The organism is Blautia sp. MSJ-19, from assembly GCF_018918125.1.
Classification (GTDB): Bacteria; Bacillota; Clostridia; order Lachnospirales; family Lachnospiraceae; genus Blautia_A.
On record NZ_JAHLQA010000007.1, the window covers coordinates 109,108 to 123,266 of the forward strand.

The following is a 14,159-nucleotide window of genomic DNA, read 5'->3' on the forward strand; positions in this document are numbered from 1 at the left end:
TGAGCATGTTTACAGGTATGATAATGTTAAGAGAAAAGAGGACAATCCTATGAGCAGTTTAAAAGATAAAACAGTAACAATGGCGCACGGCGCAGGCGGCCGCCAGACTTCAGAACTGATCGACCAGATCTTTGCTGCACACTTTGCCAACCCGGATCTGACAGCAGATGATGCGGCAGTCCTGACACCACCGGCAGGAAAAATGGCAGTTTCCACAGACGGATTTATCGTCTCACCGGCATTCTTCCCGGGCGGAAATATCGGCAAACTTTCCATCTGCGGTACGGTCAATGACCTCGCATGTATGGGTGCAAAACCTCTGTACCTGACCTGTGCATTTGTCATCGAAGAAGGCTTCCCGATGGAAAAACTGGAAGAAATCGCCTCCGCAATGGAAAAAACAGCCGCAGAAGCAGGCGTACATATCGTGTCCGGTGATACAAAAGTTGCAGGCAAAGGACAGGTTGATGGTGTCTTTATTACGACAACCGGAATGGGACAGATCGAGGATGGTGTAAAAGTTGGCGGAACCCTCGCACAGCCGGGAGATGCGATCATTGTGACTGGAGATGTCGGAAGACATGGATGTACGATCCTTCTGGCGAGAGAAGATTTTGGAATCGAGGCAGATGTCACAAGCGATTGTGCTCCGCTCTGGAAAACAGTAGAAGCTGTCATGAATACTACCCACGATCTCCATGTGATCCGCGATGCCACAAGAGGCGGTGTCGGAACCGTTCTTTATGAGATCGCAGGACAGAGCAACGTTGGAATCCGCCTTGATGCAGCCTCTGTGCCGGTAGCACCGGAAGTCAGGGGAGTCTGCGGCATGCTTGGACTTGAACCACTCTATCTGGCATGTGAGGGGCGGATGGTCATCATGGCACCGAAGGATGAAGCGGAGAAAATCGTGGAAACCCTCCGGCAGTGTCCGTATTCTAAAGATGCCGCTATTATTGGGGAAGTTACTGCGGACCAGCCGGGTAAGGTTGTTATGACGACTGAGATTGGAACGCAGGCGTTGTTGCCGCAGCCAGGTGGAGAACTGTTGCCGAGGATTTGTTGAGTCAAGATTTCAAAGCCCGATAGATTTGCATGCATAATCGGAAGGAATGTGAGAATTGCAAAGCAATCACGAACCTGCACTGAGATAGAAAAACAGGGAGATATTTTTAAGAAACTTGAAATTTACATTTTATAAAAAATGGGTAGCAGGTTTGAGTAAGATATTTTTCAAATAGAATCAGAGAAATATATTAAAAATTAGTAAGCATTTTATAGAACTTAGAAATAGAGTTATTGATGAATCCGACACTGCACTGAGAAAACAGGATTGAACTGACGGCAAACGGAGATTTCGTCGAGAGTTATGTGCTAGCTGCTGTCACCGAACGCACTGTCTGAGGCGAAGCCGAGTTTGCGTGAATGACAGCAAATAAGCGCACGTAACGAACAGAAATCGCAGTGTGTCAGGAAAACTGTTTGGCTCAGGCAGTGGAGACATACACACATTAACACAAGGAGGATCAACATGGACACAAGAGTAGCAGTAATCTCCATCATCGTCGAAGACAGCGATTCCATCGAAACCCTCAATCAGCTTCTTTACGATGCCCGCGACTACATCATCGGCCGCATGGGCATTCCATACCGTGAAAGAGGAATCAGCATCATCAGCATCGCCATCGATGCCTCACAGGACATCATCAGCGCCCTTTCCGGTAAGATCGGCCGTCTGAAAGGCGTGTCCACCAAGACCGCTTATTCCAATGTTATCACACACGCGGAGGAAAAACATGATTAAAATAGCAGTATACGGCAAGGGTGGAATCGGCAAATCCACAACCGTATCCAACGTGGCAGCCGCCCTTGCAGAAAAAGGACTGACCGTCATGCAGATCGGCTGCGACCCAAAAGCAGATTCCACGATTCAGCTCCGGCACGGAAAACAAATGCGGACCGTACTCGATCTCTACAATGAGAAAAAACAGAACCTCAAGCTCGAAGACATGACCACAACCGGCTATCAGGGCGTGGTCTGTGTAGAGGCCGGCGGTCCCACACCGGGGCTTGGCTGTGCAGGACGTGGGATCATCACTGCCCTTGAAAAATTAAAAGAAACAGGAGCCTACGAGACCTATAAACCGGACATCGTCCTCTACGACGTTCTCGGAGACGTCGTCTGTGGCGGCTTCTCCATGCCGATGCGAAAAGGCTATGCAGACAAAGTTTTCATCATAACTTCCGGTGAAAATATGGCAATCCATGCCGGAGCCAATATCGCCATGGCAGTGCAGAACTTCAAAAATCGTGGTTATGCAACCCTTGGCGGCATTATCCTGAATCGCCGCAATGTAAAACGAGAAGAAGAAAAAGTACAGGAACTTGCCGATGATTTTGAAACGCAGATAATCGGAACACTTACCCGCAGCGACCTGGTCACAGACGCAGAAGAACAGGGCAAAACCCTGCTGGAATGTTACCCGGACAGCGAAATGGCTGCAGAATACCGCACACTGGCAGAAAATATTCTGGCTATCTGCAGAAAGGACGGCCTATGCTGAAACGAGTTGGCGATGAAATAAACCCGGAAGGTGCAGTCATAACGATCAGAGAAGCTGATTTTCCCGTTCCATTTCCTCTCGGACTGGAATTCAACTCCCCGGCACATGGCAACTGGAATATCGTCCATACCGGAATGCTCATGCCCGAGGCAATCCAGATCTACGTCTGCGCAGACAACTGCATGCGCGGCGTCGTTCTGACAGCGGCAGAGATGAATGCGGCAGACCGATTTTCCTTTGTTACTGTTGAAGAAGAAAATCTTCTGAACGGAAATCTGGAGGATGTGACGATCGAAGGCGTGACAGATGTCCTCAATAAATTAAAACAGAAACCAAAGGCGGTGCTTCTTTTTACCGTCTGTCTGCATCATTTTCTGGGGTGTGACCTGGACAGAGTCTATGAAGAACTGGGCACATGTTTTCCGGAAATCGTGTTTGTGCGCTGCTTCATGGATCCGATCATGCAGAAACATGGACTGACACCGGATCAGAAACTGAGAAAGGCAATGTACGATCCGCTGATCCCGAAGGAGGCAGATCCGCATACAGTAACGCTCGTTGGAAGCGACTTTGCACTTGATGAAAGCAGTGACATCAAGCGTTTGCTGAAAAGTACCGGTTACACTTTGCGGGAACTTCCAGCCTGTAAAACATGGGAGGAATACCAGCAGCTTGGAAGAGCAGGAGTTTTTGTTTCCTGTTATCCGCCGGCAAAATACGGCGCAGACATGCTGGCAGAACGCCTGAACAGAAAGCATCTGTATCTGCCGGGCAGTTTTGATTATGGGGAGATTAAAGAAGAGATACGACGATTGATACAAAATTTGAACATAAACTATATGAGAAAAAATGGAGTAGAGCATGGCAGAGAGAATTGTTGTGTTATAGAAGAAAGACGAGATACAGGAGCATATGAGAACGATAAAAAAGAGGGGAATGAGCACTGTATTAATGAAGAACTCGAAGCCTTCTTCAAACGTGAAATTACTCTTTGCGAAGACTCTATCAACCACGCAAAATCCATCCTCGGTGACACCCCGATCGTTCTGGATTATCTGTACCATCCAAGACTATTAGGTCTCGCAAAACTTCTCCTGGAACACGGTTTCCACGTAACAACCGTCTATCTCGACAGCATAAGCCCGGAAGAAAAGTCAGCGTTCGACTGGCTGAAACTTCATCATCCGGACCTGGAACTGCGTGCCACGATTCAAACCAAGATGCGTGTCCTTCCGCGCGGGACAGAAGGCAAAGTTCTTGCCATCGGACAGAAAGCCGCCTGGTTTTCTGCAAGCAGAAATTTCGTTAATATGGTACAGGGCGGCGGTTTGTGGGGGTTCGACGGGATTCGAAGAACCATGGAACTGATGACAGAAGCTTTTCTTGAAGAAAGAGATCCCGAGGATCTGATCGTTCGCAAAGGATGGGGGTGTGAAAGCTGCATATGAGACAGTCATACAAAATCATACCAATCTACACTGCCGATGTTTCCGGTGTATGCTCTGCCCTGTATGAACTGGGCGGCATGGTAGTCATGCACGACCCGTCCGGCTGTAATTCGACTTACAATACACATGACGAGATCCGCTGGTACGACCAGGACAGTCTGATCTATATTTCCGGGTTGACAGAGATCGATGCAGTTATGGGAAACGATGCAAAATTCATTCACGATATTGAAGAAGCGGCTAAGGAACTGAAACCGAAGTTCATCGCACTTGCAGGCTCGCCAATCCCGTTTATGAACGGGACAGATTTTCCTGCGATCGCGCAGGTGATCGAAACAGAGACAGGAATCCCGGCTTTTTCAGTTCCGACAAATGGCATGCATGATTATACTTACGGTGCAGGACTTGCGTTGGCTGAGATTGCCGAACGATTTGTCAAAGAAGCGGAAGTCAGAGCAGTAACAGCAGCGTCAGATATTGACAGAAATTCTGCATATTCAGAAGTGTCATGTATTCGTCCACATACCCTTAATCTTCTCGGCGTAACTCCGCTGGATTTCGGTCCGCAGGCAAACGTAGATGCCATGAAGCAGACTTTACGCCAGCGTGGCTGGGAGGTCATATCCACCTGGGCAATGGGTGATACACTTGAAACTTTGTCCTATGCAGGTGAAGCAGAAGTAAATCTGGTCGTATCCTCCGTAGGTCTTCCGACAGCAAAGATCCTCCAGGAAAAATTCGGGACCCCATACATCATCGGAACGCCAATAGGGGGATTTACAGAAGAACTCATTCAGGCAATAAATGAAAAAGCTTTCCTTCATAATGAAGCAAAAAAAGCAGACAAGAACAACATTCCAGCGGCATATCTCAAGAATCGTCTGGCAGGAACTCCGCAGATAACTCTGATTGGAGAAGCCGTAACCATGGGCTCCCTGGCAGCAGCTCTCGAAAAGCAATACAACAAACCGGTCCGCGTCATCTGTCCGCTGGAAACTCACGAAGGTCTTCTAGCACCAAATGACTGTACAGCAGATGGAGAGGAAGAAATGGAGCAGCTTCTGAAGGATGCAGGGATCATCTTTGCAGATCCTCTTTACCGCCCGATCTGTCCGCCAGATTCTACATTCATCGAACTTCCGCATATCGCTTTTTCCGGCAGGATTTTTCTGAAAAAGATCAAAAAATGTGGGATCTTTGGAGATTTAAACGATATAAAATTGACGTAAAAACGTACATTTTGGTGGACAAAAACCCTGAAGACTTCTATAATTATTATAGTATGTTTTGGACTTAAGAAATCTTATTCAGCTTCCAGATCTACATGCAGCACTGTAGAGACTGGAAGCTTTTTTTGAACACAGGAAGGAAAAGAATGGAAATTTTTACATCTTATGGGAAGGGTGCTTTTATCAGTTTTATCGTAAATGTGAAGGATGACACTTATGTATGTGCACATATGCCGCGAAAAACAGAGAATCTGGCAAAGACAGGAGACTATTCAGAACTTCTGCCGCGCCTGATCCATGCAAGTGCATACGAGTCAGACTGTGAACAGCTGCTCGAAAAACTCAGTCTGGAATACCTCCGGAAATTCCGCGATGATTTAAATGAAACTAACGACAGCGGTAGTTTTTATATGGATTATCAGGTCAAGGATCTGAGCATAAAACGCTGGGGCAGAGTTTCAGTTTACGCTGTGGACAATGATGAATTTAATTCCGCAGAACACGTAATGATCCTTTTTCAGGACATCACAGAACAAAAAGAAAAGGAAATCGAATACCAGCAGACACTCCGGGAGGCATATGAGATCGCGGAGCGTGCAAATCAGGCAAAAACAACGTTTCTCAACAACATGTCACACGATATCCGTACGCCGATGAATGCGATCATTGGTTTTACATCTCTTGCAGCAACTCACCTGGAGGATCCTGAGCGGCTCAAAGGTTATCTTAGCAAGATCATGGTCTCCAGTAATCATCTTCTTTCCCTGATCAATGATGTGCTTGATATGAGCCGCATTGAGAGTGGCAAAGTCAAAATAGAAGAAAATGAATGCAGTATTCCTGTAGTGATGCATGACCTCCGAAATATCCTTCAGTCAGATATCAAGGCGAAACGACTGGATTTCTTTATTGATACGGTAGATGTTGTGAATGAAGATGTCATCTGTGACAAACTGCGACTGAACCAGGTGCTTCTCAACTGTATGAGCAATGCCATGAAATATACCAGACCAGGTGGAACCGTCGGAATCCGCATTATCCAGAAAGAAAATTCACCGGAAGGCTTTGCTGATTATGACTTTGTGGTACGCGATACAGGAATCGGAATGAGTGAGGAGTTTACCGCACATATCTTTGAACCTTTTACAAGAGAAGAGAATTCTACGATCAGCCGCATTCCGGGAACCGGTCTCGGAATGGCCATCACCAAGAATATCGTAGACATGATGGGCGGCAGTATCAGAGTCAAGAGTAAGATCGGCGAGGGAACGGAATTTACGATCTCCCTTCGTCTCAAGATCGCATCCAGAGGCAAAGAAAGAGGTGTGATACGAGAACTCAATGGATTTCGTGCGCTGGTTGCAGATGACAGCATGGACAGCTGCGTAAGTGTCGAAAAGATGCTGCGTACTATCGGACTTCGCCCGGAATGGACAACTTCCGGCAAAGAAGCAGTGTTCCGTGCGAAATATGCGACCGAACAGAATGACCCGTTCCAGGTTTACATCATTGACTGGCTGATGCCGGATATGAATGGAATCGAAGTAGTAAGAAGAATCCGTTCCGAGATCGGAGAGCAGGTGCCGATCATCATCCTGACTGCATATGACTGGTCAGATATTGAGGAAGAGGCGAGAGAAGCAGGTGTTACTGCATTCTGTGCGAAACCGCTGTTTCTTTCTGAACTGTACGATGTCCTGCAGAGTGCAAGTCAGGCACAGAGTGCAATGAAAGTTCCGACGTTCTACAAAGAAGAATTCGATGGCAAAAAGATCCTTCTCGTAGAGGATGTAGAACTTAACCGCGAGATCGCAGAAACGATCCTGACAGAAGCCGGTTTCCAGGTCTATACGGTGGAGAACGGCAGACAGGCAGTAGAATATATGGCAACGGCGGAACCGGATTTTGTTGACGTAGTACTGATGGATGTCCAGATGCCGGAAATGGACGGTTATGAAGCAACAAGACAGATCCGAAGACTGGAAAATCAGGAGATCGCATCGAAGCCGATCATAGCCATGACAGCCAATGCTTTTGAAGAGGACGTACAGGAAGCACTTAAGGCAGGCATGAATGATCATATGGCAAAACCGATACGGATTGAAACGCTGTATGCATTGATGCGAAAATATTTGTAAAATATTACATTGACTAAACAAAAGTTCAGTGATATGATAAAGAAAAAATGAAGCACAGGAGGAATTTATCATGAAAACACTTGAAACAAAAAAAGCACCAGCAGCAATCGGACCATATTCACAGGCAAAAATGGTAGGAAACTTTGTATTTGCATCCGGACAGATTCCGGTAGACCCGGCTACAGGCGAAGTTGCAGGCGACAAGATCGAAACTCAGGCAGAGCAGTCCTGTAAGAACGTCGGAGCAATCCTCGAAGAAGCAGGTCTTACATTTGACAACGTTGTAAAGACAACATGCTTCCTTGCTGATATGGCAGATTTTGCTGCATTCAACGCAGTTTATGAGAAATACTTCACAAGCAAACCGGCTCGTTCCTGTGTTGCTGTAAAACAGCTTCCGAAGAACGTTCTGTGCGAAGTAGAAGCAATCGCAGTAGCTGAATAAATCATAAAAGGTACAGGTAAGAAGGGGATGTTTTGACACCCCCTTTTTGCGTTGCAGGAGAATAAAATGAAAGACCATCATGTGAAATTAACGGAAACAGACCGTGAGATCCTGAAATCTTACAGCGTGATGCTGGAAGGGCTGTCCATGTATCTTGGGGAAGGGTATGAACTGGTGCTTCACAGTCTGGAGGATTATTCAAGCTCTGCGGTCAAGGTAATCCACGGGCTTCACACAGGAAGAACGGAAGGTGCGCCGCTTACAGACCTTGCACTTGATCTGCTGGAAGAGATGCAGAAGGATGATGCGGACAGTCGCGGGATTACGTATTTTACCCACAATAAAAAGGGAGAACCGCTGAAATCCGTGACGATTCCTGTCCGTGGAGAAAAAGACCGCATCATCGGTCTGCTCTGTATCAACTTTTATCTGAATACACCGTTCTCAGAATATATCAGTAATTTTGTGGCATGTGGCCTGAAACCACAGGAGCAGTACGAAAACCGCAAAGAGAATTTTTCTTCCAGCAGTGTGGAACTTCTGGAGGACATGGCAGAGGAGATCCGACGCGAGGTCATGGAGGACAAAGATATCCCGACCTCTAACAGAAACAAAGAGATCATACAGAGACTTTATCAGAAGGGTGTCTACAACATGAAAGATGCGGTAGGCAGGACCGCGGAGATCCTTGGAATCAGTAAGAATACGGTGTATCTACATCTGAGGAATCTGGAGCAGGAATAACAGAAACAAAAATACGGAGATAGGAGAAGAACTGTTTGCAGGAGGTTCAGTTCATGGAAGTATTGAGAGAAATACAGGATACAGCGATCCTGTATGCCAACATTCTGTCAGAGATCCTGAAAATAGATGTTACGATCGTAGATACGACACTCCGCCGTGTGGCAGGGACCGGACGTATGGAAAAACAGGTGGACAGAGATATTTCAGAAGAAGGGCATATTTTTGCACAGACGCTTAAGACCTGCCGGACGCAGGTGGTCGATACACCGGGAGAGAATGAGATCTGCAGAAAATACTGCTCGCATATCAATGACTGCAAAGAAACTTTTCATATGAGTACTCCGATCATGGAGAAGGGGAAGCCGATCGGTGTGATCTGTTTTACCTGCTATACACAGAAACAGAGAACCCATGCGATGCGAAATAAGGAATCTTTTCAGAGGTTCCTTCAGCAGTTTGCGGATCTGATCGCACTCAAGGCAGCAGAAAAAAGGGAGACACAGCGGGACGCGGCGATGAAGGAACTGCTTAAGACGATCGTCAATCATCTGGATGCAGGTGTACTTGTATTGAATCAACAGGCACAGGTCGTGGAACTGAACAGTATGTGCTGTGAGATACTGAAACTTCCGGAGAGTCAGATCTATGCAGAAAAAGCAACGATCTCTGACACAGGAAACCAGATCGGCGGCTTCGAAGAATATCGTGTACGGGCAGGAGGAAATTCCTATCATCTGGCCGGTCGATTGATAGAACTTGGAATGGAAGAAGGTATGCAATTCCTTCTTTTTAAGCAGGCAGAGAGAACCATGAAGGAGTCACTGGGTCTGCGAAACAGGAATCGCCTCATGGGAATTATGAATATCGAGGGAGAATCCCCGCAGGCAAAGAAGCTGAAACAGGAAATCCTGAAAGTAGCGGACTCTCCGTCTTCTGTTCTGATCCTCGGCGAAAAAGGACTGGAAAAAGATAAGATCGTTCGTGCAATCCACGAAGAAAGCCGGCGGAAAGAACAGCTTTTTGTGACGGTCAACTGTGCGGTGGAAGATCCGGAAAGACTGGAAAAAGAACTTTTTGGAATCGCAGGAGGAAAAAATTCCAAGGGAAAAGTCGGTAAACTTGAAGCAGCGTCCAAAGGTACGGTTGTTCTGGAAGATGTGGAGAAACTGACACAGGAGCTTCAGCGTAAGATATGGCAGTTCCTGGAAAGTGGTTCGATCATTCGATGTGGAGGAACAAGAAAGTACAGAACATCCGCAAGAATGCTTTTTACCTCTTCGGCAGACCTTTCCAAAATGGCAGAAGAGGGAAGTTTTCTTTATCCGTTGTATTATCGGATCAGCGTACTTCTTCTGAGAGTTCCGCCGCTTCGCGAGCGTCAGGGAGACATCCACTATTTTGCACAGAAATATCTCCAGCAATATGCAGATTCGATGAAAAAAGAAATCCGCGCTATCAGCCCGGAAGTATATCGTTGTGTAGATGCCTATACATGGCCGGGAAATCTCTGGGAAATCCGGAATGCCATGGAATATGCAGTAAATATGATGAAACTGGACGGAACGATCACAATGGAAGAACTGCCGGAGAGACTGTGGCTGGAGACACTGACCGAAGAAGACGAGGAAGAAAATCTGAATCTGGAAGCAATGGAAAAGCGCATGATCGAAAAAGCAATCCTCCGCTACGGCAAAGGAACCGAAGATAAGAAAAAAGTAGCAGAAGCACTTGGAATCGGAATGGCAACCCTTTACCGTAAAATAAAAAAATACCAGATAGAGATATAAAGCAGGCAAAATATAAATAAAAAAGACCAAAAATCCAGAAACAGGATTGTGAAGAATGTTGTAAAAAGGGACTTTTCGAAGTCTCTTTTTTTGTTGTCTAAAATAAAAAATTCTCATAATGATAATAAATTCTTATTTTGATAATTAAGAGATGAAAAGTGAGAAAAAGTCTATAAATCCTGTTTTTAATAGTGTTTGGGGTATGGATATTAAAAATAGAAATCTTAAAAATTCTCAAAATGAGAATAAATAAACAGGATTTTATGAAAAAGCTGCCAGTTTGACCATGGAAGAAAGAGAAAATAAAATACAGTCATAAACAAAAAGGAAGGAGCATTTATCTCATGAATGAAACGATCAAGGCGGTAAAAAACCAACATCTTTCTAAGGACTACAGCAAGGATTCGATATTTGGAAAAGCACAGGCGGTACTGGTAAAAAAATATCATGAAAGTTTCCCGACATATCATCCTACAGATTTAAAGAAGCTGGATTATCTGGCAGAGTATCTGGGAATCAGTGCTTTGTATGTTAAGGATGAGAGCACACGTTTTGGGCTGAACGCATTCAAGGGACTGGGTGGAAGTTACTGCATTGGAAAATATATCGGAGAAAAATGTGAGATTCCGGCAGCAGAACTTACTTACGACAGGCTCAAAAGCGAGAAAGTCAGAAAAAATACACAGGATCTTACCTTTGTGACTGCGACAGATGGAAACCATGGAAGAGGTATTGCCTGGACTGCACATGAACTTGGTATCAAAGCAGTTGTCTATATGCCGAATGGAAGCGCCGAGGAGCGTCTTGAGAATATCCAGAAGCTTGGGGCACAGGCGAGCATTACAGATCTGAATTATGACGATACCGTTCGGTTTGCGGCGCAGTGTGAGAAAGAAAAAGGCTGGGTTCTGGTTCAGGATACAGCATGGGAAGGATATGAAAAAATTCCGACCTGGATCATGCAGGGATATACAACGATGGCTCTGGAGGCTGCGGAACAGCTTAAAGGTGAAAAACCAACACATATTTTTCTTCAGGCAGGTGTAGGCGCTATGTCAGGTGCACTGACCGCTTTCTTTGCAGATTACTATCAGGAAGACAAACCTGTTATCGTGATCGTAGAGCCAAACAAAGCAGACTGCATTTATCGCACAGCAGAAGCAGATGACGGGAAACTTCATGTTGTGGCTGGAGATATGAACACGATCATGGCAGGACTTGCCTGTGGCGAACCATGTACTGTGGGATGGGATATGCTGGGAAGTTACGCAGATTACTTTGTATCCATGCCGGATTATGTGGCAGCAAAAGGAATGAGAGTTCTTGGAAATCCGATTACAGGAGATGAAAAAGTCATTTCCGGTGAAAGCGGGGCGGCAACAACAGGATTTGTGGCAGAATTAATGATGAATGAGAGTCTGGAATATCTGAGAAAGATGATTGGAATCAACAAAGATTCTAAAGTACTCTGTTTTTCCACAGAAGGAGATACTGATCAGAAAAATTACAGAGATATTGTATGGGATGGTACTCATCCGAGTTTTTAAACGAAAAATAAATCAAAAAATATATAAAACATGAGGAGGACAATACTATGATGACAATTAACGGAGAACGCATGCTGGAAAGAGTTCGTGCACTTGGAGCAATCGGCAAGGATGCTGAGGGAAGAAGAACAAGACTTGCCGCCTCTGATGAAGATAAGGCAGGAAGAGATGCAGTTGTAGAGTGGATGAAAGACGCGAACCTTAAAGTGGTTGTAGACCGCATCGGAAACATTTTCGGTATCTGGGAAACAGAAGAAAACAAAGATAAAAAACCACTGATGGTTGGTTCTCATATTGATTCTGTTATCAATGCAGGTCAGTATGACGGATGTATCGGTGTGATCGGCGGTATCGAAGTGATCAAAACACTTCAGGAAGCAGGGCTGAAAACAGAAAGACCGATCGTAGTTGGTGCATTTACAAACGAAGAAGGTGTCCGTTATTCACCGGACATGATGGGATCTCTGGTATATGCAGGCGGAATGGATATTGAAGAAGTTCTTAAAACAGTTGGAACAGATGGAACGATCCTTGGAGAAGAATTAAAGAGGATCGGTTATGAAGGAACCGTAGAACCTGGATTCCTTGAGCCGGAAGCTTTTGTGGAATATCATATCGAGCAGGGACCGATCATGGATGTCGAAGGTGTACAGATTGGTGCAGTAGAGAATCTTCAGGGAATCCACTGGCAGAGAGTGACGATCGAGGGAACTGCAAATCATGCCGGAACCACACCGACCAGACTGAGAGTTGACGCAGGTCTTGCAGCAGCAAAAGTCAACGTATTCTTAAGAGAACTGGTAGAAAAATCCAATGGTGTGGCAACTGTCGGAACGATTGCATTTGAGCCGAATGCAGTCAATGTTATTCCGTCCAAAGCTGTTTTCACCGTAGACCTTCGTAACCCGAACAAGGAAAAACTGGATGCAGATGAGAAAGCACTGGCAGATTATCTGAAAAAACTGGAAGAAACAGATAAAGTAAAGATTACGACAGAGCGTATGACAGAGTTTGATCCGGTTCTCTTTGATGAAGGAATCGTACAGAAAATTGAAGCAGCAGCCAAAGCACGTGGATTAAGCACAAGACGCATGACTTCCGGAGCAGGACAGGATGCACAGATGATCGCAAGAATCTGCCCGACAGCGATGATCTTTGTACCGAGTATCAAAGGCATCAGCCACAACCCGGCAGAATACACACCGGATGAAAATGTGATCGAAGGGGCAAATGTATTCCTGGATGTTGTAGCAGATATGGCAGGCGCAGAATAAAAATAAGGGGTTTTTACAGAACAGGAGAGAGTTCGATGAAAATAAACAATCTTCATTATGTGGCGTATGCAGTCAATGAATATGATAAGGTAAGAGAATTCTGGAAAAAACTTGGGTTCTCCATACTTGGTAACAATCGTGAAACAATATTCTGGATTGGAAAAGCACAGATTCAGCTTCATTCAACAGCCAATACAGCGTTGGCTGCTGAATGGAGAAAAAGACATACAAGAGATGACCTGTACGAATTGTGTCTGGAGGTAGAAAACCTTGAGGATACTATAAGGGAACTTCAGGAATCCGGTATCAAAATCGAAGGAGAGATACAGGAAAGCGTACAGGGAAGATCCGTTAGGATCAACAGCCAGCATACGGGTGAATACTATCTGCGCTTCATAGAATTAAAAGATTCCCTGAAACATCATTCTGTACAGGAACAGCAGAATACATTGGCAGGTGAATTTGGACAGAAAGAGATTACGGCTGAGATGCTGTCAGTAAATAAAGTGGGTATGACGAATATCCACCATATAGGAATCAGTATTCGTGATTATGAAAGAGCACGTCATCTGTGGCAGGATGTTCTTGGATTCGAGGCACTGTACCAGCATTTCAAAGAAAGAGATTTCAAAGAAGATGCGATGTATCTCGGAGATGCTCAGATTCATTTATATCGTTCAGAAAATCCAGAACTCAAATTCTGCTGGTGGCCACAGAAAAACGGAGATGGGATGGAGACACTCAGTGTATGTGTAGACAAGATCAATCAGACCATCCGTCAGATCAGAGAATGCGGAATGGATATTGTAGGAGACGGACCGGAATCTATGTCACAGGGAATGGATGTATTTATTGACAAGAAATATACGGGTGGCAATGATTTTGAAATTGTAGAACTGCACTATTTCCTGAAAGGAAAAACAGTTGAACAGCAGAAGAAAATAGTATATCACTTCTTTGGAGAAGGAACTGTGCTGTAGGAG

12 protein-coding genes are annotated in these 14,159 nt (G+C 45.3%); all 12 read left to right on the top strand.

Annotation, left to right across the window (positions count from 1 at the left end; all coding sequences use genetic code 11):
• The first annotated feature begins 49 nt into the window (after positions 1-49).
• The 12 genes from hypE (at position 50) to KQI91_RS03700 (ending at position 14,156) form a co-directional block, all read left to right on the top strand.
• Complete coding sequence (gene hypE, locus KQI91_RS03645; protein WP_216391520.1) at positions 50-1,066, top strand: hydrogenase expression/formation protein HypE; 1,017 nt, start codon at positions 50-52, stop codon at positions 1,064-1,066.
• A gap of 465 nt (positions 1,067-1,531) precedes the next feature.
• Positions 1,532-1,804: a TM1266 family iron-only hydrogenase system putative regulator gene (locus KQI91_RS03650; RefSeq protein WP_216391521.1), complete on the top strand. Its 273-nt coding sequence runs from the start codon at positions 1,532-1,534 to the stop codon at positions 1,802-1,804.
• Positions 1,797-2,564, top strand: a complete 768-nt coding sequence (locus KQI91_RS03655; protein ID WP_216391522.1) for a nitrogenase iron protein NifH — start codon at positions 1,797-1,799, stop codon at positions 2,562-2,564. The genes KQI91_RS03650 and KQI91_RS03655 overlap by 8 nt, the downstream gene beginning before the upstream one ends.
• The gene (locus KQI91_RS03660; protein WP_216391523.1) at positions 2,558-4,012 is read left to right on the top strand and encodes a nitrogenase component 1; all 1,455 of its coding nucleotides are present in this window, start codon (positions 2,558-2,560) and stop codon (positions 4,010-4,012) included. Before KQI91_RS03655 ends, KQI91_RS03660 begins: the two co-directional genes overlap by 7 nt.
• Positions 4,009-5,241, top strand: a complete 1,233-nt coding sequence (locus KQI91_RS03665) for a nitrogenase component 1 (protein ID WP_216391524.1) — start codon at positions 4,009-4,011, stop codon at positions 5,239-5,241. The genes KQI91_RS03660 and KQI91_RS03665 overlap by 4 nt, the downstream gene beginning before the upstream one ends.
• 146 nt (positions 5,242-5,387) lie before the next feature.
• On the top strand, positions 5,388-7,379 hold the full coding sequence (locus tag KQI91_RS03670; RefSeq protein ID WP_253288346.1) for a response regulator: 1,992 nt from the start codon (positions 5,388-5,390) through the stop codon (positions 7,377-7,379).
• Between the two features lie 70 nt (positions 7,380-7,449).
• On the top strand, positions 7,450-7,824 hold the full coding sequence (locus KQI91_RS03675; protein ID WP_072522091.1) for a RidA family protein: 375 nt from the start codon (positions 7,450-7,452) through the stop codon (positions 7,822-7,824).
• A gap of 66 nt (positions 7,825-7,890) precedes the next feature.
• A complete protein-coding gene (locus tag KQI91_RS03680) occupies positions 7,891-8,568 on the top strand; it encodes a helix-turn-helix transcriptional regulator (RefSeq protein WP_216391526.1) in 678 nt (225 codons plus the stop codon).
• A gap of 53 nt (positions 8,569-8,621) precedes the next feature.
• Positions 8,622-10,355, top strand: a complete 1,734-nt coding sequence (locus KQI91_RS03685) for a sigma 54-interacting transcriptional regulator (protein ID WP_216391527.1) — start codon at positions 8,622-8,624, stop codon at positions 10,353-10,355.
• A gap of 344 nt (positions 10,356-10,699) precedes the next feature.
• On the top strand, positions 10,700-11,902 hold the full coding sequence (gene dpaL / locus KQI91_RS03690) for a diaminopropionate ammonia-lyase (protein WP_216391528.1): 1,203 nt from the start codon (positions 10,700-10,702) through the stop codon (positions 11,900-11,902).
• Between the two features lie 47 nt (positions 11,903-11,949).
• On the top strand, positions 11,950-13,176 hold the full coding sequence (locus KQI91_RS03695; RefSeq protein WP_216391529.1) for a Zn-dependent hydrolase: 1,227 nt from the start codon (positions 11,950-11,952) through the stop codon (positions 13,174-13,176).
• A 35-nt stretch (positions 13,177-13,211) separates the two neighbouring features.
• Positions 13,212-14,156 carry a VOC family protein gene (locus tag KQI91_RS03700; RefSeq protein ID WP_216391530.1) on the top strand — a complete coding sequence of 315 codons (945 nt, stop codon included), beginning with the start codon at positions 13,212-13,214 and terminating at the stop codon, positions 14,154-14,156.
• The last annotated feature ends 3 nt before the right edge of the window (positions 14,157-14,159 follow it).

What these genes read in the sequence shown, in the direction of transcription:
- hypE (WP_216391520.1), top strand. Translation starts at nt 50, where the DNA reads ATGAGCAGTTTAAAAGATAAAACAGTAACAATGGCGCACGGCGCAGGC.
- KQI91_RS03650 (WP_216391521.1), top strand. Translation starts at nt 1,532, where the DNA reads ATGGACACAAGAGTAGCAGTAATCTCCATCATCGTCGAAGACAGCGAT.
- KQI91_RS03655 (WP_216391522.1), top strand. Translation starts at nt 1,797, where the DNA reads ATGATTAAAATAGCAGTATACGGCAAGGGTGGAATCGGCAAATCCACA.
- KQI91_RS03660 (WP_216391523.1), top strand. Translation starts at nt 2,558, where the DNA reads ATGCTGAAACGAGTTGGCGATGAAATAAACCCGGAAGGTGCAGTCATA.
- KQI91_RS03665 (WP_216391524.1), top strand. Translation starts at nt 4,009, where the DNA reads ATGAGACAGTCATACAAAATCATACCAATCTACACTGCCGATGTTTCC.
- KQI91_RS03670 (WP_253288346.1), top strand. Translation starts at nt 5,388, where the DNA reads ATGGAAATTTTTACATCTTATGGGAAGGGTGCTTTTATCAGTTTTATC.
- KQI91_RS03675 (WP_072522091.1), top strand. Translation starts at nt 7,450, where the DNA reads ATGAAAACACTTGAAACAAAAAAAGCACCAGCAGCAATCGGACCATAT.
- KQI91_RS03680 (WP_216391526.1), top strand. Translation starts at nt 7,891, where the DNA reads ATGAAAGACCATCATGTGAAATTAACGGAAACAGACCGTGAGATCCTG.
- KQI91_RS03685 (WP_216391527.1), top strand. Translation starts at nt 8,622, where the DNA reads ATGGAAGTATTGAGAGAAATACAGGATACAGCGATCCTGTATGCCAAC.
- dpaL (WP_216391528.1), top strand. Translation starts at nt 10,700, where the DNA reads ATGAATGAAACGATCAAGGCGGTAAAAAACCAACATCTTTCTAAGGAC.
- KQI91_RS03695 (WP_216391529.1), top strand. Translation starts at nt 11,950, where the DNA reads ATGATGACAATTAACGGAGAACGCATGCTGGAAAGAGTTCGTGCACTT.
- KQI91_RS03700 (WP_216391530.1), top strand. Translation starts at nt 13,212, where the DNA reads ATGAAAATAAACAATCTTCATTATGTGGCGTATGCAGTCAATGAATAT.